At 58.7% G+C, this 19,753-nt stretch carries 17 protein-coding genes; 10 read left to right on the top strand and 7 right to left on the bottom strand.

The window, feature by feature from the left end:
• The first annotated feature begins 2 nt into the window (after window positions 1-2).
• Complete coding sequence (locus GOW09_RS00995; RefSeq protein WP_171114972.1) at window positions 3-2,243, top strand: xanthine dehydrogenase family protein molybdopterin-binding subunit; 2,241 nt, start codon at window positions 3-5, stop codon at window positions 2,241-2,243.
• Between the two features lie 58 nt (window positions 2,244-2,301).
• Here the strand turns inward: GOW09_RS00995 and GOW09_RS00990 are convergent, their stop codons facing one another.
• The 5 genes from GOW09_RS00990 to GOW09_RS00970 all read right to left on the bottom strand — a co-directional run bounded on the left by GOW09_RS00990 (window position 2,302) and on the right by GOW09_RS00970 (window position 7,590).
• Window positions 2,302-3,111 (bottom strand): autotransporter outer membrane beta-barrel domain-containing protein, encoded by an 810-nt coding sequence (locus GOW09_RS00990; RefSeq protein WP_171114970.1) that lies wholly within the window; start codon window positions 3,109-3,111, stop codon window positions 2,302-2,304.
• A 65-nt stretch (window positions 3,112-3,176) separates the two neighbouring features.
• Window positions 3,177-3,428, bottom strand: a complete 252-nt coding sequence (locus tag GOW09_RS00985) for a hypothetical protein (RefSeq protein ID WP_171114670.1) — start codon at window positions 3,426-3,428, stop codon at window positions 3,177-3,179.
• 531 nt (window positions 3,429-3,959) lie between these two features.
• Entirely contained in the window at window positions 3,960-4,739 is a 780-nt protein-coding gene (locus tag GOW09_RS00980) for a gamma-glutamyl-gamma-aminobutyrate hydrolase family protein (RefSeq protein WP_171114968.1), read from the bottom strand.
• Between the two features lie 218 nt (window positions 4,740-4,957).
• Window positions 4,958-5,383: a heme-binding protein gene (locus GOW09_RS00975; RefSeq protein WP_152458631.1), complete on the bottom strand. Its 426-nt coding sequence runs from the start codon at window positions 5,381-5,383 to the stop codon at window positions 4,958-4,960.
• A 71-nt stretch (window positions 5,384-5,454) separates the two neighbouring features.
• A complete protein-coding gene (locus GOW09_RS00970) occupies window positions 5,455-7,590 on the bottom strand; it encodes a malate synthase G (RefSeq protein ID WP_171114965.1) in 2,136 nt (711 codons plus the stop codon).
• Window positions 7,591-7,797: 207 nt separating this feature from the next.
• On the opposite strand from GOW09_RS00970, the gene pepN reads away from it, so the two are divergent.
• The 7 genes from pepN to GOW09_RS00935 all read left to right on the top strand — a co-directional run bounded on the left by pepN (window position 7,798) and on the right by GOW09_RS00935 (window position 16,923).
• Window positions 7,798-10,350, top strand: coding sequence for an aminopeptidase N (gene pepN / locus GOW09_RS00965; protein WP_171114963.1), 2,553 nt, complete (start codon window positions 7,798-7,800; stop codon window positions 10,348-10,350).
• Window positions 10,347-10,775 (top strand): hypothetical protein, encoded by a 429-nt coding sequence (locus GOW09_RS00960; RefSeq protein WP_171114961.1) that lies wholly within the window; start codon window positions 10,347-10,349, stop codon window positions 10,773-10,775. Before pepN ends, GOW09_RS00960 begins: the two co-directional genes overlap by 4 nt.
• A gap of 129 nt (window positions 10,776-10,904) precedes the next feature.
• The gene (locus tag GOW09_RS00955) at window positions 10,905-12,164 is read left to right on the top strand and encodes a hypothetical protein (RefSeq protein WP_253282402.1); all 1,260 of its coding nucleotides are present in this window, start codon (window positions 10,905-10,907) and stop codon (window positions 12,162-12,164) included.
• 81 nt (window positions 12,165-12,245) lie between these two features.
• Window positions 12,246-13,757: an Asp-tRNA(Asn)/Glu-tRNA(Gln) amidotransferase subunit GatB gene (gene gatB / locus GOW09_RS00950; protein WP_171114960.1), complete on the top strand. Its 1,512-nt coding sequence runs from the start codon at window positions 12,246-12,248 to the stop codon at window positions 13,755-13,757.
• Between the two features lie 147 nt (window positions 13,758-13,904).
• Window positions 13,905-15,161 carry a peptidase T gene (pepT, locus tag GOW09_RS00945; RefSeq protein ID WP_171114957.1) on the top strand — a complete coding sequence of 419 codons (1,257 nt, stop codon included), beginning with the start codon at window positions 13,905-13,907 and terminating at the stop codon, window positions 15,159-15,161.
• Window positions 15,162-15,241: 80 nt separating this feature from the next.
• A complete protein-coding gene (locus tag GOW09_RS00940) occupies window positions 15,242-15,661 on the top strand; it encodes a DUF4177 domain-containing protein (RefSeq protein ID WP_171114955.1) in 420 nt (139 codons plus the stop codon).
• A 185-nt stretch (window positions 15,662-15,846) separates the two neighbouring features.
• Window positions 15,847-16,923 carry a PLP-dependent cysteine synthase family protein gene (locus GOW09_RS00935; RefSeq protein ID WP_171114953.1) on the top strand — a complete coding sequence of 359 codons (1,077 nt, stop codon included), beginning with the start codon at window positions 15,847-15,849 and terminating at the stop codon, window positions 16,921-16,923.
• Window positions 16,924-16,936: 13 nt separating this feature from the next.
• Here the strand turns inward: GOW09_RS00935 and GOW09_RS00930 are convergent, their stop codons facing one another.
• Window positions 16,937-17,191, bottom strand: coding sequence for a BolA family transcriptional regulator (locus GOW09_RS00930; protein WP_171114951.1), 255 nt, complete (start codon window positions 17,189-17,191; stop codon window positions 16,937-16,939).
• Window positions 17,192-17,298: 107 nt separating this feature from the next.
• Here GOW09_RS00930 and GOW09_RS00925 point away from each other — a divergent pair, with 107 nt between their 5' ends.
• On the top strand, window positions 17,299-17,925 hold the full coding sequence (locus GOW09_RS00925) for a J domain-containing protein (protein WP_152458640.1): 627 nt from the start codon (window positions 17,299-17,301) through the stop codon (window positions 17,923-17,925).
• 127 nt (window positions 17,926-18,052) lie between these two features.
• Window positions 18,053-18,646: a hypothetical protein gene (locus GOW09_RS00920; protein WP_171114949.1), complete on the top strand. Its 594-nt coding sequence runs from the start codon at window positions 18,053-18,055 to the stop codon at window positions 18,644-18,646.
• Window positions 18,647-18,806: 160 nt separating this feature from the next.
• Here GOW09_RS00920 and GOW09_RS00915 read toward each other — a convergent pair whose 3' ends face one another.
• The gene (locus GOW09_RS00915; protein WP_171114947.1) at window positions 18,807-19,694 is read right to left on the bottom strand and encodes a Hint domain-containing protein; all 888 of its coding nucleotides are present in this window, start codon (window positions 19,692-19,694) and stop codon (window positions 18,807-18,809) included.
• Between the last annotated feature and the right edge of the window lie 59 nt (window positions 19,695-19,753).

Genomic DNA, 19,753 nt, shown 5'->3' with positions numbered 1-19,753 from the left:
CAATGGCTTCCGTTGGAAAAATCCTCCGCCGTACGTTCCTGATCGGCTCTGCCGCGATCGTTGGCGGCGTGGCCTTTGGCACCTATTACGTTACCCGCCCCGCGGCCAACCCCTTGAAGCCCGGTGAAGGCGAGGCGGCACTGAACCCGTTTGTTCTGATTGACCAGAATGGCGTCACCTTGTTCGCGCCCCGCGCGGAAATGGGTCAGGGCGTCCGAACCACATGGGCCGCGCTGATCGCCGAAGAACTGGATGTCGATCTGGATCAGATCACCGTTCTGCATGGCCCCGCTGCGGCGGCCTATTACAACTCGGCCCTTGTGGGCGAAGGGTTGCCGAACAAGGGGTACGATATCTCGAATTTCCAGCACAATCTGGGCGAGGCACTGGGGGTACTGGGCAAAACGCTCAGCCTGCAAGTCACGGGTGGCTCGACCTCGATGAAAGATGGGTTCGACCGGATGCGGCAAGCCGGTGCGTCGGCCCGTGAAACACTCAAACGCGCTGCCGCAGACCGGTTGGGTGTCGATCCTTCGGATCTGAAAACGGCGTCAGGCCATGTCATTGCCCCCAACGGCGACAAGATCGCCTATTCAATGCTTGCCGAGGATGCCGCCGGGCTGGAACCCGTTGAGGTACCGTTGCGAGACCCGTCTGAATGGCGCTATCTGGGCCAAAGCCAACCGCGTCTCGACATGGTGGGCAAGGCGACGGGCACTGCTGAATTCGGCGTCGATGTCCGCCTGCCCGGTATGAAGTTCGCCAGCGTCCGAATGAATCCCAAACTGGGCGGCGCGATGAACGGCTTTGACGACAGCGCCGCAAGAACCATGCCCGGGGTTGAGAAGATCGTCGATCTGGGCACAGGCGTGGCCGTGATCGCAAGCAACACATGGTTGGCCAATCAGGCAGTCGAGGCCATTGACGTCGATTGGGGCGACGCGCCTTATCCGCCGGATACCGAGGGCATCTTTGCCAGGATCGCCGAAGCGTTTGACGAGGCACCGAACTCGACCATGCGCGACGACGGCGATGTCAGCGCAAGCCCGGAAAACGCAACGGAAATCACCGCCGAATATCGCGTGCCCTATCTGGCCCATGCAACGATGGAGCCAATGAATGCCACCGCGCTCTATACGGGAAATGCGTTGGAACTCTGGTGCGGCAACCAGGCCCCGACCCTGATCCAGTTCCGCGTCGCCAACACCGCCGGTCTGGAAACCGAAGCCGTCCAAATCCACACCACCTATCTGGGTGGCGGGTTTGGGCGCCGGGGCGAACTTGATTTCGGCGAAATCGCCACCAAGGTTGCCATGGCCATGCCCGGTACGCCGGTTCAGACAACCTGGAGCCGTGAAGAGGACATGCGCCACGACTATTTCCGCCCCGGCGCCATCGCCCGGATGCGCGGCGCGGTTCAGGACGGCAAGGCCGTGCTCATTGACGGCAAGGTCGCTGCGCAATCTCCGACCCAACAGGCGGTCGAGCGCTACACCGGGTTCCCCGGCGGCGGCCCCGACAAAGTGCTGGTCGAAGGATTCTTCAACCAGCCCTACGCGGTACCGAATTACCGCATGAGCGGCCACATTGCTGATTTGGCTGTTCCCGTGGGGTTCTGGCGTTCGGTCGGCAACAGCCATAACGGCTTTTTTCATGAGACATTCATGGATGAGATGGCTCATGCCGCAGGCCGTGACCCGCTGGAGTTCCGGCTGGATCTGATGAAGACCGAACATGCGCCGTCGGCGGGATGTCTGGAAGCCGTGAAGGAGATGTCCGGCTGGACGGGTCAGACGCCCGAAGGCGTCGGCCGGGGCGTGGCCTTCACATACAGCTTCGGCACCCCGGTGGCTCAGGTCATCGAAGTGGTCGACGAAGACGGCGCCATCCGCATCAGCAAGGCCTGGATTGCCTGCGACATGGGGCTGGCGCTGGACCCGGAAAACGTCAAGGCGCAGATGTTCGGCGGCATGATGTACGGCCTGTCCGCCGCATGTTTCGGCGAGATCACCTTTGCGGACGGCGAAGTCGAGCAGTTCAACTTCCCCGACTATGACGCGATGCGGATGCACACAGCCCCGCAGGTCGAGGTGCGCGTGCTGGAAACCAATCGGCATATGGGCGGTGCGGGCGAACCCGGAACACCGCCTTCGATGCCGGCGCTCGGCAATGCGCTTTTCGACCTGACGGGCAAGCGTGCACGTTCACTTCCGCTGATCAATCAGTTCAACCTGCTGGTCTGATCGTCTTGGCGCCGCCTTTTGACTTGAGGCGGCGCTTTCCTTTTTCGCCCCTTGAGGATCAGAAGCTGACAGAAAGAAAAATGGACGCTTCGGTCGTATCCAGATCATCTTCGAACAAACTCAGAAATCCCAGTGTCGCCTCGACAAAAACGGCCTCACTCGCGCGCGCGCACACCCCCACGCGCGAGGCCCAAGTCAAGTCGGTCTGCGATCCAGCGCCTAATCCAACATTTTCACGGTCGAACCAGTAGGTCGCGCTCAGCGTCGCAAACGGAGACACGATTGATCGCGAAGTGACATATGGCCTGCTGATTTCCAACTCAGGTGTTAAGGCGCTGTAACTCGCTGAAGCAACTTTGCCAACTATGTTGACCGGAACACCTGCCACAGTGCCGCTCAGATCATAGTCTTCTGCGCTGTAGTTGTAATAGTCATAGGCAATCGACGGACGTAACAGGAAATTCCCGGCCTCGTACTGACCGATCGCCTCCAGATTGGCTCGCCACCGGGTCCGGTCGAAATCGCCACTTAACCCCAGCACGTTCACATCCGTCGAAAACTCGCCGAAGGTCGCCAGTCCATTCAGCACCCATCTCTCGGACATGCGCCAGGCAATATAGGGGCCCGCAGCAAGCCCTTTAGTGTCTTGTCTGAATTGACCCTGAAACCCTTCGACATCAAGGTTTTCATATTCAACCTGAAATCCAACGACCAAGTCTGGCCTGACAAGCCTGTCGAACCCCACCGCAAAATAGTTGTCATTTATGTCGACTTCTCTGACCCCGCGCGTGTCTTCGATTTCGGTATAGGTGAAATCTGTCCATACATTCCATGTGGACGGCGGCGCGAGATCTCGGCCTTCGGTCAAAGGAGGGCCCACAATAGGAGCAGTAACAGAGGGATCACACAATGCCGCGTCAAGTTTACCCGTCGCTACGTCAACACACTCAACACCGACAGCGTATACCCCGTCAGCAGCACTTTGTGGTCGAGTACGAGGTATAGCGGCCGCAGTTCCACCTCCAGCAAAGCCACCACCAGAGCCACCGGAACCGCCACCGGAGCCACCTGAACTGCCACCACTGCCAAAGCCGCCGCCGGAGCCACCTGAGCCACCTCAACCGCCAAAGCCGCCGCCCGAGCCACCTGAACCGCCACCGGAGCCGCCTCCGCCGCCACCTCCACCAGGCAAGCTCCAGTTTCTCTGTTGGTTTTGCGTATCGATCAGGCAATCCTTGCCATTTGGTGCTCCACCGATTTCGAACAATCGGTGCATTCCACCATTTCCGTTTGAGACAAAGGGTGAAAAACTTAGATGAACGCCTCTGCGAGACTTGTTCCACGTGTCCACCGTTGTGTTGCCTTGCGCGGCTTCCAAACGAAAACCGCCTTGCTCAGTCGCAGACAACCAAACGGAGGATGCTGAATCACGCGTGCGTCCGATGTAGAGCAGCTCACCTAAAGAACCACACTGCTGCGCATCACTTCAGCTGCGAAACCGGAAGTTGCTAATAATGTCACTGCGAGAAACCTAACTGAACACAGTCGCCTTTGGGTTGATCCTTGCATATCTCAATCTCGCACCGTTTCGTGGCATCGGGGGCAAGCATTCAGACCTGCTGGCGGATAAACAAAGGTATTGGGCTCGTCTCATAAACAATTATTCGAATGTTGCGATTCAGAGACGGGGAATCGAGGGCAGCCCACTGGCGCCGGTCAAGCAGATTGCCTTAGCCTTGCAGAACGATTTCTACAATTCCAGTTTCTAACCGCATCGCCGAAGGCTTCGAACAGGGGGCGCGAGACCGGGTCATTGATCGCATCCCATTCCGGGTGCCATTGAACCGACAAGGTAAAGCCGGGCGCATCCTTGATGTAGATCGCCTCGGGCGTCCCGTCCGGTGCATGGCCATCAATGACCACGCGCTGCCCAATCGTTTTGATGCCCTGACCGTGCAAGGTGTTGGTCATGACCTCGGTTGCGCCGAACAGTTTGTGGAAAACGCCGCCGTTTTCCAGTGCCACCACATGACGCAGAGCAAACTTTTCCTCCAAGGTTCCATCGGGCGGCATCCGGTGATTCATCCGCCCCGGCAGATCGCGGATCTCGGGATAAAGCGTTCCGCCCATGGCAACGTTAACTTCCTGAAACCCCCGGCAGATGCCCAAAAACGGCTGTCCCCTTTCAACGCAGGCGCGAACCAACGGCAGAGTTATGGCGTCGCGTGCCCGGTCGAATTCGCCATGTGCATCGGTTGCAGGTTCCCCGTATTCTTCCGGGTGCACGTTCGGGCGACCGCCCGTCAGCAGAAAGCCGTCGCAGACCTCCAGCAACTCATCTACCGAAACGTAACGCGGATCTGCGGGTATCAACAAAGGAAGACATCCTGACACGTTGGCCACGGCATCCGAATTCATCGTTCCCCCAGCATGTGTGGGGTATTGGTCGTTCATGAGATACGAGTTGCCGATGATACCGACGACAGGCCGAGACATTCCGCTTTCCCTGCTGTTGTTGTGCCTGTCAAGGAAGCTAGCGGCAGCGGTTTAAACGTGCAAGAATACACGCCCTGCATGAAAGCGCAGGGACGTGTTCGAAGACGCACTGTACGTTCTGATCCGCCCTGTTTAATTGGAAACGTTTTCCAAGAAGCCGCCAAGCGGGGGATAGTTTCCCCGCTCAGCTGGAAAAACGTATCAATACAACGCTCTCGTTAAATCTCACCGATCAGGCCGGCTGCCTCAATTCCCGCCATTGCGGCCAGCGCATCATTGTCTGATGTATCTCCGGTAACCCCAACGGCGCCGATCACGGCCCCCTTGCGATCACGCAACAGCACGCCACCCGGAACAGGCACGACCTGACCACCATAGACGCCATTTACCGAGGCCATGAAATAGGCCTGTGTTTCAGCGCGTTGCATCTGCGCAGTGCCCGCCATTCCCAGCATGACCGACCCATAGGCCTTGCCCTGCGCAATCCCGAACCGGCCCGGTGCTGCACCATCCTCGCGCTCGAACGCAATGACATGCCCACCGGCGTCCAGAACCACGACGGAGAGCGGCTTCAACTCCATCTCTCGGCCCTTTTCCAGGGTTTTTCGGATGATGGTGCGGGCCTTGCGTAGGGAAACTGACATCTGAAGGTCCTCTCGTCAGATTGAAGTTCGACAAAGCCCACAAACGATCGGTCTGTGGGCTTTTTTCGGTGTTATCTTTGGCTGGCTTTCGATTCCAGACGGCGCGCATGCAGGACCGGCTCGGTATAGCCCGACGGCTGAACCCGGCCCTTGAACACCAGATCGCAGGCCGCCTGAAAGGCGATACCGTCAAATCCCGGCGCCATCGGTGTGTAATTCGGATCGTCTACATTCTGGCGATCCACGACGGCGGCCATCTTTTGCAGTGCGGCCATGACCTGAGCTTCATCCACGATGCTGTGATGCAGCCAATTGGCCAGTGCCTGCGACGAAATCCGGCACGTCGCGCGGTCTTCCATCAGGCCGACATCGTTGATGTCGGGCACCTTGGAACAGCCCACGCCCTGATCGACCCAACGCACGACATAGCCAAGGATACCCTGCGCATTGTTTTCAAGTTCACGCGTGATTTCCTCGTCACTCAGATTTCGCCCAGCCAGCAAGGGGATGGTCAAGAGATCCTTCAACGTACCACGTGCGCCGCCTGCGGCCAGCTCGTCCTGACGGGCCAGCACATCGACCTTGTGGTAATGCGTTGCGTGCAGGGTCGCGGCCGTGGGCGACGGCACCCAGGCACATGTCGCTCCGGCCATGGGGTGGCCGATCTTGGCCTCAAGCATATCGCCCATGCGATCCGGCATGGCCCACATGCCCTTGCCGATCTGCGCCTTGCCCTTCAGGCCACAGGCCAGACCAATATCGACATTGCGATCTTCATAGGCCGCAATCCATGGCGTATTCTTGATGTCACCCTTGGGCAGCATCGGACCGGCCTCCATCGAGGTATGAATTTCATCGCCTGTCCGGTCCAGGAAACCCGTATTGATAAAGGCGACCCGTGATTTTGCGGCGCGAATGCACTCTTTGAGGTTGACCGAGGTTCGTCGTTCTTCATCCATGATGCCCAGTTTCACGGTATTGCGCGGCAGGCCCAGAATGTCTTCGACCATGTCGAAAATCTCGACCGAGAACGCGACTTCCTCGGGCCCGTGCATCTTGGGTTTCACCACATAGACAGAGCCTTCCACAGAATTGCCCCCGTCTCGCTTCAGGTCGTGCATGGCGATCAGGGTGGTACACAGAGCATCCATCAAACCTTCGCCGATCTCGCGCCCTTCTGCGTCAAGTACGGCCGGGTTGGTCATCAGGTGGCCCACGTTCCGCACAAGCATCAAGGACCGGCCTTTCAGCCTGGCCTTATCACCCGACGGAGTGGTAAAGTTCAGGTCCTCGGCCAGTTTTCGAGTGAACGTGGCGCCGCCCTTGGTGACCTCTTCGGTCAGGTCGCCTTTCATGAGGCCCAGCCAGTTGCCATAGGCCACCACCTTGTCGGCAGCATCGACGCAGGCAACCGAATCTTCACAATCCATGATGGTGGACAGCGCGGATTCCAGCCGGACATCTGCAATGCCTGCGGGGTCGGTCGCGCCTATGTTGCTTGTGGGGTCGATCATGATCTGGATGTGCAGACCGTTGTTTTTCAACAGCACAAAGTCGGGCTTGTCCGCCGCGCCGCCGAACCCGGCAAATTGGGCGGGATCGCCCAGCGCAGGGGTCACAGCACCGTCGGTGACGCTCAATTCGGTGACATCCGCCCATGATCCAGACGCCAGAGGCACAGCATCATCCAGAAACGCTTTGGCCCATGCGATCACCCGCGCGCCGCGCGCCGCGTCATAGCCACCGCTTGCCGGCAGATCCCCCATTGCATCCGTTCCGTAAAGCGCATCATACAGGCTGCCCCAGCGCGCGTTGGCCGCGTTCAGGGCAAAGCGTGCGTTGGTAATCGGAACAACCAGTTGCGGGCCCGGGATCAGGGCGATTTCGGGGTCGACATTGGCCGTTTCAATCTGGAACTCGTCGCCTTCTTCGACCAGATACCCGATCTCTTTCAGGAAAGCCTCATATTCAGCGGCATCGGTGTTTTGCCCCTTTCGGGACATGTGCCACCCATCGATGCGGCTTTGGATCTCGGCCCGTTTGGCCAGCAGCTCACGGTTTTTCGGCCCCAGTTCGTTCACCATCCGCGCCATGCCGGCCCAGAACCTCTGCGAAGAGACGCCCGTTCCCGGCAGCGCCTGTGTCTCGATGAACTCAGCCAAAACCGGATCGATCTGCAATCCGCTCAGGGTCTGTCTGTCCGTCATATTCCTGCTCTCCCGCGATTGTGCGCCATTGTATGCATTGTGACTTAGGCGGAAAGTTTCCGATAGGCAACTTTCTACCCGGCATTTGTGGTATTCGCTTCGGCTTGAAGCTGTTTCAAAAACCACAAGGCAATGGCGGGGGCCGGTTGCAGCGCCCGAACGAAGCCCCTAACGTCGCGCCAGTCCCGAACAGATACGAGGCCCAAGATGCGCAACGCTGCCCCTACCACGATCTACCTGAAAGACTACACACCGTTTGGCTATCTGGTGGACAGCGTGCACCTGACCTTTGATCTGGACGCGCACGCCACGCGCGTCACCTCGCGCATTGCGTTCCGGCCCAATCCTGACGCCACTGACCGCACATTCTTTCTGCATGGGGAAGAACTGAAACTGATCCGCGCCGCCATTGACGGGGCCGAGATCACGCCGGACGTGACCGATAAAGGACTAACCGCAGATGTCCCGGACGCGCCGTTCCTGTGGGAAGCCGAGGTCGAAATCGACCCCGGAAACAACACCGCGCTGGAAGGTCTGTACATGTCGAACGGCATGTACTGCACCCAGTGCGAGGCCGAGGGGTTCCGCAAGATCACCTTCTATCCCGACCGTCCCGACGTGATGTCCACCTTCACCGTTCGGATCAACGGCGACCTGCCGGTTCTGCTGTCGAACGGCAACCCGTCGGGCAAGTGTGAAGGCCGGGCCGAATGGGTCGATCCATGGCCCAAACCCGCCTATCTGTTCGCTCTGGTCGCCGGAGACCTGATCGCACATCCCGGTCAGTTCACCACCAAGTCAGGTCGCACCGTCGAACTGAATCTCTGGGTCCGTCCCGGAGACGAGGGGAAATGCGCTTTCGGCATGGAGGCGTTGAAGAAGTCGATGAAATGGGACGAGGATGTCTATGGCCGTGAATACGATCTGGACGTCTTCAACATCGTCGCCGTCGATGACTTCAACATGGGCGCGATGGAGAACAAGGGGCTGAACATCTTCAACTCGTCGGCCGTTCTCGCCAGTCCCGAAACTTCGACCGACGCCAATTTCGAACGGATCGAGGCGATCATCGCGCATGAGTATTTTCACAACTGGACCGGCAACCGCATCACCTGCCGCGACTGGTTCCAGCTGTGCCTCAAGGAAGGTCTGACAGTTTTCCGGGATGCGCAATTCACCTCAGACATGCGCTCGGCCCCGGTGAAGCGCATCCACGATGCCATAGACCTGCGTGCCCGGCAGTTCCCCGAGGACAACGGTCCGTTGTCGCATCCAGTGCGGCCAGAAAGCTTTCAGGAGATCAACAACTTCTACACCGCCACGGTTTACGAAAAAGGTGCCGAGGTCATCGGCATGCTGAAACGGTTGGTCGGGGATGCGGCCTATGCCAAGGCGCTTGATCTGTATTTTGAACGCCATGACGGTCAGGCCTGCACGATCGAGGACTGGCTGAAGGTTTTCGAAGACACCACCGGGCGCGATCTGACACAATTCAAACGTTGGTACAGCCAGTCGGGCACTCCGCGCATCAGGGTTCAGGAAGACTGGGCCGACGGCACCTATACACTTACGCTGAAACAGCGAACCGATCCCACGCCGGGACAGGACGAGAAACTGCCTCAGGTCATCCCGGTTGCAGTCGGCCTGATTGGGCCCAACGGCGATGAGGTTCGCGCGACCGAAGTGCTGGAACTGACGCAGTCCGAACAGAGCTTTGCGTTCACTGGTCTCGCGGCGAAACCCACAGCATCGATCCTGCGCGATTTCTCGGCACCTGTCATTCTTGAACATGACCAGTCCAACGCGGAACGCGCGTTTCTTCTGGCGCATGACACGGACCCGTTCAACCGATGGCAGGCAGGGCGAGATCTGGCACAGGACACCCTGATGCGGATGATCCTTCAGGATGCGGCACCGGATACCGATTACCTTGACGGAGTGTTGGCCGTGCTGCGCAATGACGAACTGGACCCGGCCTATCGTGCGTTGATGCTGGGATTGCCGACACAGTCGGAATTGGCAGCGGCCCTGCATGACCGCGGTCACACGCCCGACCCCATGGCGATCTGGGCCGCGGTGGAAACGCTGCGGCAGGCAACGGCCCAGAACGTGCAGGATTTGTTGCCCCGCCTGCACAGTGAGGCCTTTGTGGACGGCCCCTACAGCCCGGACGCCGAGCAGTCCGGCAAACGGGCACTTGGCAGCGCTGCGCTGGCACTGACCTCTCGTCTGGATGGTGGGGCGATGGCGACTGAGGTGTACGACACAGCCGACAACATGACATTGCAACTGACTGCGCTGTCTTGCCTTTTACGCGCCCGCAAGGGTGAGGCGCAGTTGGACGCATTCTACGACCAGTGGCAGCATGACCGGCTGGTCATGGACAAGTGGTTTGGCCTGCAAGTCGCGATGGCAGCGCCCGAGGCGACACCCGCAATTGCCGCGACCCTGACCGAGCATTCGGATTTCAACTGGAAAAACCCGAACAGGTTCCGCGCCGTCATGGGGGCCTTGGCGATGAACCACGCAGGGTTCCACCAACCGGATGGCGCCGGATACGCCCTGCTGGCCGACTGGCTGATCCGTCTGGACCCGGTGAACCCACAGACCACGGCCCGAATGTGCTCGGCGTTCCAGACCTGGAAACGGTATGATCCGGATCGTCAGGCCCTGATGCGTGCGCAGCTTTCCCGCATCGCGGAAACACCGAACCTGTCGCGGGACACGACCGAAATGGTGTCCCGCATCCTCGGCGCATGACGCCTTACAGCTTTGCCCGCAGCAACCGGAATTTGCGAACGCTGGCCATCCTGGCCGGTGTTTATGCGGCGTTGCTGGCGCTGGTTTTCCTGTTTGACGCGGCCTGGTGGATCGCTGGGCTGCTGTCCCTGGCCACCCTGCCCGCACTTTGGGACGTGGTTCAGAACACCCGCGCGGGCATGCAATTGGATCAGGATGCACTGAGCTGGTTCACGGGCAACCGACAGGGAGAGATCGCGCTGCGCGACATCGACCATTTCCGTTTTGACACCCGTTGGGATTTCTCGGTTCGAGTGTCGATCTTTCTGCATTCCGGCAACCGAATCCGTCTGCCTGACGAGTCGCTTCCGCTGCATCGGGATTTGGAAACCCTTCTGAAACAAGCCGGATTTCGCGTAGAACGGCATCATTTCACTGTTTTCTGAAACACTGGACCTTTGAGGGGCGAATTGGACACAAAAGAAAGAAATTAATAGGCAATTTACTTGATTTGAACCCGATATCCCGCCAGACTTCGGTGTCAGTTATACGTTTTTACAGTTTTGAGTATCGCCATGTTTCGGTCGCTAAGGGCACTGTTCGCCCCATCCACAGCTACTCCTACAAATGCTTCAGCAGACCTGTGCGCGACGAAATCCGCGCTTGCGGCCGCCTTGCCCGAGCAGGGTCAGCTCAATATTCCCGTTGCAAAACCCGACCGCGATGATCTGATCGGACATTCCACGATCGCACATGGCCGCTACCTCGCCCGGCAGGACCGCTGGGCAGAGCTGTCGCAGGAAATGCGCGTGGCTGATCAGGACCGCGCCGCCGTTGCAGATGGTATGCCGGTGGCCGATCTGCTGGCGTTCGGTGCCAGATCTGACGTTGTTCTGGCCGCTGAACATGCGCTCTCGGATGGCGCGGCCATCTCGGATTACGACCTGTTGGGTGGCATCTCGGAACTTGAAGGCGAGATGGCGGACAACCCTGATGACCCGATGATCGCCACCGTCGTTGCCCTTGCCCATATCGATCTGGCTTGGGCATGGCGTGGAACGGCCTCGGACGCGACGCTGCCACCTTTGCACCGGTCACGCTGCGCCGCGCATTTCGACCGGGCCGCAGCAATCCTGCCCAAATGCAGAAAGGATGCTCCCGACAGCCCCCTGATTGCAGCGACCGGATGTGCGCTGCTGGCTGGTCAGCGCAAATCCAACGCGCGGGTGGCCGAAGAATACGAACGGCTGATCACGCTGGATCCATGCAATCAGCGCCACATGCGCGCGATGGGCAGCCACCTTCTGCCCCGGTGGTTCGGCAGCTACGAAGAGCTGGAGTTGCAAGCCTTGCGTACAGCCGCCAGGACACAGGATATCTGGGGCGCGGGCGGATACACATGGGTTCAGTTCGACGCCATCGCATTGGACGAAGAGGCCTGTGCCCGCGTCGATATCGAGTATTTCCTTGAAGGTCTGCGTGATATTCTGCGCCTGCGGCCCGATCAGCAGATGATCAACATGCTGTCATCCTACTGCGCGATCACTGTCCAGAACGGATTTGGCCTGAACGATCAGGCCGACCTTGTCCGTTCGCAGATGCGCGACACGGCAAACCGGCTTATCCGCGATCACCTGACAGAATTGCACCCGTTGATCTGGGCGCATGCGGCCAACGGTTTCAACAATTCCGTCCGCATAAACTCGCCCGAACGATTTGCAGCGCGCGGTCAGCGCGATGCCTTGCGCGCCATCTCGGATCTATTCCGGGAAGAACTGCGCAGCGGTATGGATGTGACATTCACACCGTCGGGCCTGCGGTTTTCCCAGAACTGAACACGACAGGATTCCCCCTTGCCCCTAGGCCCTGCCGGGCCTAATACGCAGGCTTAGACTTCTGCGGAAATGAGGCGCGCCATGCTCGATCTGACATACGAAATGCCCAAACCCAAAACCATTGCCGGGGCCAAGCACGATTGGGAACTGGTGATCGGGATGGAGGTGCATGCTCAGGTCTCATCCAATGCCAAGCTGTTTTCGGGTGCATCCACCCAATTCGGGGCCGAGCCGAATTCAAACGTGGCCTTCGTGGACGCGGCGATGCCGGGGATGCTGCCGGTGATCAATGAATACTGCGTGGAACAGGCCGTTCGCACCGGGCTGGGCCTGAATGCGGATATCAATCTGAAATCGGCCTTTGACCGCAAGAATTATTTCTACCCCGACCTGCCGCAAGGGTATCAGATTTCCCAGCTCTACCACCCCATCGTGGGCGAAGGCGAAGTGCTGGTCGAACTGGGCGACGGTACCGCGCGCAAGGTGCGGATCGAGCGCATCCACATGGAGCAGGACGCGGGCAAGTCGATCCACGACATGGATCCGCATATGTCCTTCGTCGACCTGAACCGCACCGGCGTCTGCCTGATGGAGATCGTCAGCCGCCCCGACATCCGCGGGCCGGAAGAGGCCGCGGCCTATATCGCCAAGCTGCGTCAGATCATGCGTTACTTGGGCACCTGCGACGGCAACATGCAAAACGGCAACCTGCGGGCCGATGTGAACGTCTCGATCTGTTTGCCCGGCGCCTATGAGAAGTATCAGGAAACACAGGATTTTTCGCATCTGGGCACGCGCTGCGAGATCAAGAACATGAACTCGATGCGCTTCATCCAGCAAGCGATCGAGGTCGAGGCCCGTCGTCAGATCGCCATCGTCGAGGCCGGCGGCGAGGTCGAGCAGGAAACGCGTCTGTACGATCCGGACAAGGGTGAAACCCGTTCGATGCGGTCCAAGGAAGAAGCGCATGATTACCGCTATTTCCCCGACCCCGACCTGCTGCCTCTGGAAATCGAGCAGGCCTGGGTCGATGATATCGCCGCCAAGTTGCCTGAGCTGCCCGACGAGAAAAAATCGCGTTTCATCAATGACTTCGGCCTGACCGACTATGACGCATCCGTGCTGACCGCCGAGGTCGAATCCGCCGCCTATTTCGAGGAAGTGGCCAAGGGCCGCAACGGAAAACTGGCGGCGAACTGGGTCATCAACGAGCTGTTCGGCCGCCTGAAGAAAGACGACCGCGACATCACCGACTCGCCGGTTTCGCCCGCGCAGCTGGGCGGGATCATCGACCTGATCGCCTCGGACGCGATTTCGGGCAAGATCGCCAAAGAGCTGTTCGAGATCGTCTATACCGAAGGCGGCGACCCGGCGCAGATCGTCGAGGAACGCGGCATGAAGCAGGTGACCGACACCGGCGCGATCGAGGCCGCGCTGGACGAGATCATCGCCGCCAACCCGGCGCAGGTCGAGAAGGCGAAGGTGAACCCGAAACTGGCGGGCTGGTTCGTGGGTCAGGTCATGAAAGCCACCGGCGGCAAGGCGAACCCGAAAGCCGTCAACGAACTGGTCGGCAAGAAGCTGGGCTCGTAAACCTTTCGTTTCGTACAAGCCTGCCGGCAATCTTTGGCGGGTTTGTACAAGCCGGTTTCTCACGAAATCTTAAAACTTGGGGTCAAGCCATCGGCTTGACTTCTTGCTGCTCGCGCCCTTTCCTCCGCCACAGAGAGGTGAGGTATTATGCAAAGCAGATTTGATCAGGAACTCGAAGACCGGCTGGTGCGTTATGCCGCCATCGACAGTCAAAGTGACGAGACATCCCCGACGACCCCGAGCACTCAGATCCAGTTCGACATGCTGAACCTGTTGCGTGATGAGCTGATCCAGATCGGCGCGCAGGATGTTGAGATGACGGGCGACAGTGTTGTCGTTGCGACCATTCCCGGAACGGCGCCGGGGACGACCGTGGGCTTTCTGGCCCATGTCGATACGGCCCCTCAGTTCAACGCAACCGGCGTCAAGCCGCGGGTGATCAAGGGGTATAACGGTGGCGACATCACCTTTCCGGACAACCCGGATCTGGTTCTTTCTCCGGATGACCACCCCTATCTGGCCGAAAAGATCGGCCACGACCTGATCACCGCGTCGGGCACAACCCTGCTGGGCGCGGACGACAAGGCCGGTGTATCGATCCTGATGACGATGGCGCGGCACCTGATCGAAAATCAGGACATTCCACATGGCCCTATTCGTATCGCGTTCACTCCGGATGAAGAGATCGGCCGGGGCGTCACGGAACAACTTCCCAAGGATCTGGGCGTGGATTTTGCCTATACGCTGGATGGGCAGCAAGTGGGTGAGATCGAGTATGAAAGCTTCTCGGCCGACCGCGCCGTAATCCGGATCGAGGGTGTTTCGATCCATCCCGGCCTGGCCAAGGAAAAGATGGTGAACGCCACGCATCTGGCGGCAAAGATCGTACAGACATTGCCTCAGGCGACCATGACGCCGGAAACCACGGACGGGCGCGAAGGCTTCATCCATGTCACTGACATGAACGGCGGATCATCCGAGATGGAGATCAAGCTGATCCTGCGTGATTTCGAGATGGACGGGCTGGAGGCGCAACGAAACATCGTGCGGCAGGTCTGCGCCGCCGTGCAGGCCACGGAGCCGCGCGCGACCATCACCTGCGACATCAGCCACCAGTACCGCAACATGCGGTATTGGCTGGAAAACGACATGACTCCGGTCGAGCTGGCGCGCGATGCGTGTCGCGAACTGGGGATTGAACCGTTGTCGGTGCCGATCAGGGGCGGCACGGACGGATCCCGCCTGACCGAATTCGGCACCCCCTGCCCCAACATCTTCACCGGGATGCAGTGCGTTCACGGCCCGTTGGAATGGATATCAGTGCAGGACATGGCGCTGGCGACGGAACTGTGCCTGTCGGTTGTGGCCAAGGCGGCACAGGCCGAAGCGAATGGTCAGAGCTGAATTCCGCCGGATGGGCAAGGGCTCTTTCACCCGGGGGGCAGCGTGTTAAGTTGGCGCGGAAACGCATTTAGGAACAGTAGATGAAGCGCTACGAATACAAGGTCATCCCCGCCCCGCAAAAAGGTGTCAAAGCCAAAGGCGTGAAAACGGCCGAGGGCCGCTTTGCCGTCTCGGTCGAGCAACTGCTGAATCAGATGGGTCAGGATGGCTGGGAATACCAGCGGGCCGAGCTGTTGCCCAGCGAGGAACGCTCGGGTCTGACCGGATCGACCACGAACTGGCGCAATGTGCTGGTGTTCCGCCGCGTGGTGGAAGAGGAAATCGATGCCTCGTGGGTCGGCGCAGTACCTGAGATGGATGACACCCCGCTGGCCCAGCCGATTCCGGGCCCCGACGAGGTACAGGCCCCGAAACCAATTGCCGCAGAAGCGGACGAGCCGCCTTTGTCGTTGAAGCGGTCTGATGACGCCGTTGATGAAAGCGGCCCTTCGAAAACATAGGCTTGAGGGCTGGTACGACCGCCAGAACGATTGCAATTGCCCTGTGGCCTTGTGCAGGACATCCGTGTTCGCTCTGACATACGTCAAGTCGAGCCGGGACGGCCCAACCACATTGGAAAGCAATAAGGGCTACACCCTCGGGTAATCTGTGGCATGTTAGCCGGATATTCTGGAGGGACATCGAAATGGCTATTCGGCAGACACAAGGGCGGACACGCCTGTATGACAGCATTCTCGACACGGTCGGTGACACGCCCTGCATTCGGGTCAATCGGATCGCGCCAGAGCATGTGACCGTCTATGTGAAATTCGAGGCCTTCAACCCGGCAGGCTCGGTCAAGGACAGGCTGGCGCTGAACATCATCGAGGCGGCGGAACGTGATGGGCGGCTGAAGCCCGGACAAACCGTTGTCGAAGCGACATCCGGCAACACCGGGATCGGGCTGGCCATGGTGTGCGCGGCCAAGGGATACCCTCTGGTCGTGACGATGGCCGAGAGCTTCTCGGTCGAGCGGCGAAAGCTGATGCGGTTTCTGGGCGCCAAGGTTGTTCTGACCCCCAAGGCGCAAAAAGGGTTCGGCATGTATACCAAGGCCAAGGAATTGGCCGAGGAAAACGGATGGTTCCTTGCCAGCCAGTTTGAAACTTCTGCCAACGCCGATATTCACGAAAACACGACGGCGCGCGAAATTCTTGCCGATTTCGAAGGACGACGGCTGGATTATTGGGTGACGGGCTATGGGACCGGTGGCACCGTTTCGGGTGTTTCGCGTATCTTGCGGAAAGAGCGGCCCGACACCAGGATCATCCTGACCGAACCGGCAAATGCCGCAATCGTATCATCAGGTTACGTCAATACGCGCAACGCTGACCATCAGCCGACCGAAAGCCACCCCGATTTCGAGCCCCACCCGATTCAGGGCTGGACACCGGATTTCATCCCCTGGGTTCTTCAGGAAGCCATCGACAATTCATACTATGATGAGCTGATCCCCATTCCCGGACCCGAAGGGATCGCATGGTCGCGCCGGCTTGCCGCCGAAGAAGGGATATTCACTGGGATTTCGGGCGGATCGACCTTTGCGGTGGCCATGAAGCTGGCCGAATCCGCGCCGGCAGGCTCTGTCATGCTGGTCATGTTGCCGGACACCGGCGAGCGATACTTGTCGACCCCCCTGTTCGAGGGAATCGAAGAGGTCATGACACAAGAGGAATACGCCATCTCGGCATCGACGCCGTCCGCGCAGATGGAGGCGGGTTGACACGTAAAGGTCTTCAGACGCCGATATCCAGGGCCAGCGCGTGGATGCGCGGCACGATGTCGCCCAGCGCCTTGTGTACCGCACGGTGGCGGGCGACGCGGGATTTGCCTTCGAATGCGCTGGCGCGGATACGGACATTGAAGTGGCTTTCACCACCATCCTGATATCCCGCATGGCCCCTATGGCTTTCGCTGTCGTCGATCACTTCAAGCTCGCGTGGATCAAAGGCGGCTTGCAGGCGGGTTCGGATCTCGTCGGTCACACTCATTTTTTTGCTTAGCGGCAAAAATATTGCCGCACCCCTCTTCTACTTTCGGCTGCTTAGATTAAACTGCTGCCTCCGAGTCGAAAAGACGCGTTCTTGAGGATTAGAGCATGGCGAAATCAGACCCCTTCGGATTCGATATGTCCGTTTCCAGCGCCAAAAAGAAGAATCCGCGGGGACGCCGGGGCATGTCGGGAGCCTCTGAAACCTCGGTCCGGATCTGTGACCACGAGGGATGTGAAGAGCCGGGAAAGTTCCGCGCGCCAAAAGCACCGGATGTCCTGGATGATTATTTCTGGTTCTGCCAGCAACACGTGCGGGAATATAATCAGAAGTGGAATTTCTTTGACGGCACCACCGAAGCCGAGCTGAACGCACAGCGTTCGAAAGACAAGGTTTGGGAGCGCGAGACCAAGCCGATGGGCGACCCCGAAGCACGTGCCTGGGCCCGTTTGGGGATCGAGGATCCGCATCAGGTTCTTGGTGCTAACAGCACGCAGAACAAAGGCCGCACGACGGGTGGCGGCGGACGACGCCTGCCGCCGACCGAACGCCGTGCGATCGAGATTCTCGAGGCCAATGACAGCTGGACCAAGGCCGAGGTTCGCAAAGCGTACAAGAAGCTGATCAAAGTGCTGCATCCGGACATGAACGGCGGAGACCGCTCGCAGGAAGAGCAGTTGCAGGAAGTTGTCTGGGCCTGGGATCAGATCAAGGACAGCCGGAACTTCAAGTAAGGGGACGGCTTTCCCTGCTTTGCGTTCGCGGCGCGCTCTGCCTGAATGGTTGGGTGCCGCAGACGACACAACCTGAAAAAACTGCGCAAGTTCCGTATGGAATCCTGTTTCATTCCACACGAAAGTGATGGAGGATTTGGGACAGGAGTTTCCAGGGATCAGTTTCGTGCGCACATCCATTTGCCTGTTGCTCGTCTCGCTAAGCGGGCTCATCGCTGCCAGCTTCATTCCGACTGATGCGGATTGGCTGTTCCTTTTGGCGCTGATTTGCGTGATGGCCAGCGCAATCTTGTTCATACGGGCCTGGTTCAGGTGGCGCCGGGCAAATACATGGATCATCGTGGACGGCTCGAACGTCATGCACTGGAAAGATGGCACGCCGGATCTGGGTACGTTGAAGAAGGTCCTTGAGACTTTGAAGCGCGCAGGGTTCAAACCGGGCGTCATGTTCGATGCGAATGTCGGGTACAAAGTCGAAGGCCACTATATGGACGACCGGAAGCTTAGCCGCGTCCTGGGCCTACGATCCAAGCAGGTCATGGTGGCCCCCAAAGGGACACCTGCGGATCCGCTGATCTTGCGGGCGGCGCGGGATAGCAAGGCACGCATCGTCACAAATGACCGGTTTCGGGATTGGGTAGACGAGTTTCCGGATGTGTTGAACGCGGATCGTCTGGTAAAAGGTGGCTTTCGCAACAATGAGCTTTGGTTTTCGCTATAGTCAAGCAACAGTTGACCCAAGGCACAGATGTGTAAGGCCATCACAACGGTGCTGCACTGAGAAATTGCCTAAGGCAACTGATCCGAGAGAACACATTTGAAGGGGTTTGTTGAGGCCAGGGATCAAACCAGGGGCGGTTCGGATTACAACTATTCGCGCTTTAGTCCGGGTATGAGCTTCGCAATGCAATTGCTTCCCGGCGCTTCAAACAACTTAAGCGAGTTTGTTGCGACTCTGCAGTGCCGTCACGCAATTCGGGGAACAGTGCGAGCAGTTCTTCGACGTCTTCACGACAGAAAGACTTCAGCGCTGTGTCGCCCAGAAAAAGACTTTCACTGCGTAACCCCTGCGAGTGCAGTACTGCGTGTCGAGAGCAGGCAATGTGGTAATATGTGATGTCTTCACCTGTGTGCACCTGCTGAATTGTTCCGTCATTCACCAAGTGGATTGCCGCAACAAAGACCCGATCTTGTCCGAACAACAACTCGGCGCGCCAGCCTTCCAGCATGATCCGATGTTGCGGGGACACAAAAACATCCTGGTTGGGTTGACCCTTGCAAATCGCGTCGCGCCGAATGCGAACGGGTCTAAATTTTGGTTGCAAAGCCAGTGTTTGTGCACTCAGCACTTTTTTCCCGATCCACAAAATCGGCAGCGTTTTCCCACCTGACACGCAAACTCTGTCACCGATCATCAGGTTCTCGACCGGGCGTGGACCGGCCTCGGTCTCGATCAGGGTTCCAGCAACAAAACAGGGCGGATTGTTCGGATCAAGATCTCCGGTTGTGATTTGCCAGTTTCCGGTTGTCATTGGCCCGGTGGGGTTATTGGTGTCCCAGGCATAGGTGCCAGTACCGACCTGAATGAATTCGCCAGATTCCCCGGTACCTTTGTAGTTACCTTGACCAAGGTATGTATAGGGTAGGAACGGACCACCGTTGATCGAAATTGTTTGACCCGAGACAATGGCTGGTTCGGTCCTGTTTTGTACGATCAAGTCGCCTTGCCCGCTTGTGTTGACCGAATGAAGTAAGACATCAAACGACATACGTTGTGTCCGCTAAGCAGGTTGGACCAAAAGGAAACTCGCAACGAACATGTTCCCTC

Origin of the sequence: Ruegeria sp. HKCCA5463, from assembly GCF_013034175.1 — a bacterium.
Lineage (GTDB): Bacteria > Pseudomonadota > Alphaproteobacteria > Rhodobacterales > Rhodobacteraceae > Ruegeria.
This window is presented reverse-complemented; position numbering and strand designations above follow the sequence as displayed.

Bases quoted from the DNA above. Each gene is read 5' to 3' on its own strand.
- GOW09_RS00920 (WP_171114949.1), top strand. From the start codon at position 18,053: ATGGAGGATTTGGGACAGGAGTTTCCAGGGATCAGTTTCGTGCGCACA.
- GOW09_RS00955 (WP_253282402.1), top strand. From the start codon at position 10,905: ATGTTTCGGTCGCTAAGGGCACTGTTCGCCCCATCCACAGCTACTCCT.
- GOW09_RS00970 (WP_171114965.1), bottom strand. From the start codon at position 7,590: ATGACGGACAGACAGACCCTGAGCGGATTGCAGATCGATCCGGTTTTG.
- GOW09_RS00995 (WP_171114972.1), top strand. From the start codon at position 3: ATGGCTTCCGTTGGAAAAATCCTCCGCCGTACGTTCCTGATCGGCTCT.
- pepT (WP_171114957.1), top strand. From the start codon at position 13,905: ATGCAAAGCAGATTTGATCAGGAACTCGAAGACCGGCTGGTGCGTTAT.
- pepN (WP_171114963.1), top strand. From the start codon at position 7,798: ATGCGCAACGCTGCCCCTACCACGATCTACCTGAAAGACTACACACCG.
- GOW09_RS00925 (WP_152458640.1), top strand. From the start codon at position 17,299: ATGGCGAAATCAGACCCCTTCGGATTCGATATGTCCGTTTCCAGCGCC.
- GOW09_RS00960 (WP_171114961.1), top strand. From the start codon at position 10,347: ATGACGCCTTACAGCTTTGCCCGCAGCAACCGGAATTTGCGAACGCTG.
- GOW09_RS00940 (WP_171114955.1), top strand. From the start codon at position 15,242: ATGAAGCGCTACGAATACAAGGTCATCCCCGCCCCGCAAAAAGGTGTC.
- GOW09_RS00930 (WP_171114951.1), bottom strand. From the start codon at position 17,191: ATGAGTGTGACCGACGAGATCCGAACCCGCCTGCAAGCCGCCTTTGAT.
- GOW09_RS00935 (WP_171114953.1), top strand. From the start codon at position 15,847: ATGGCTATTCGGCAGACACAAGGGCGGACACGCCTGTATGACAGCATT.
- gatB (WP_171114960.1), top strand. From the start codon at position 12,246: ATGCTCGATCTGACATACGAAATGCCCAAACCCAAAACCATTGCCGGG.
- GOW09_RS00980 (WP_171114968.1), bottom strand. From the start codon at position 4,739: ATGTCTCGGCCTGTCGTCGGTATCATCGGCAACTCGTATCTCATGAAC.
- GOW09_RS00915 (WP_171114947.1), bottom strand. From the start codon at position 19,694: ATGTCGTTTGATGTCTTACTTCATTCGGTCAACACAAGCGGGCAAGGC.
- GOW09_RS00975 (WP_152458631.1), bottom strand. From the start codon at position 5,383: ATGTCAGTTTCCCTACGCAAGGCCCGCACCATCATCCGAAAAACCCTG.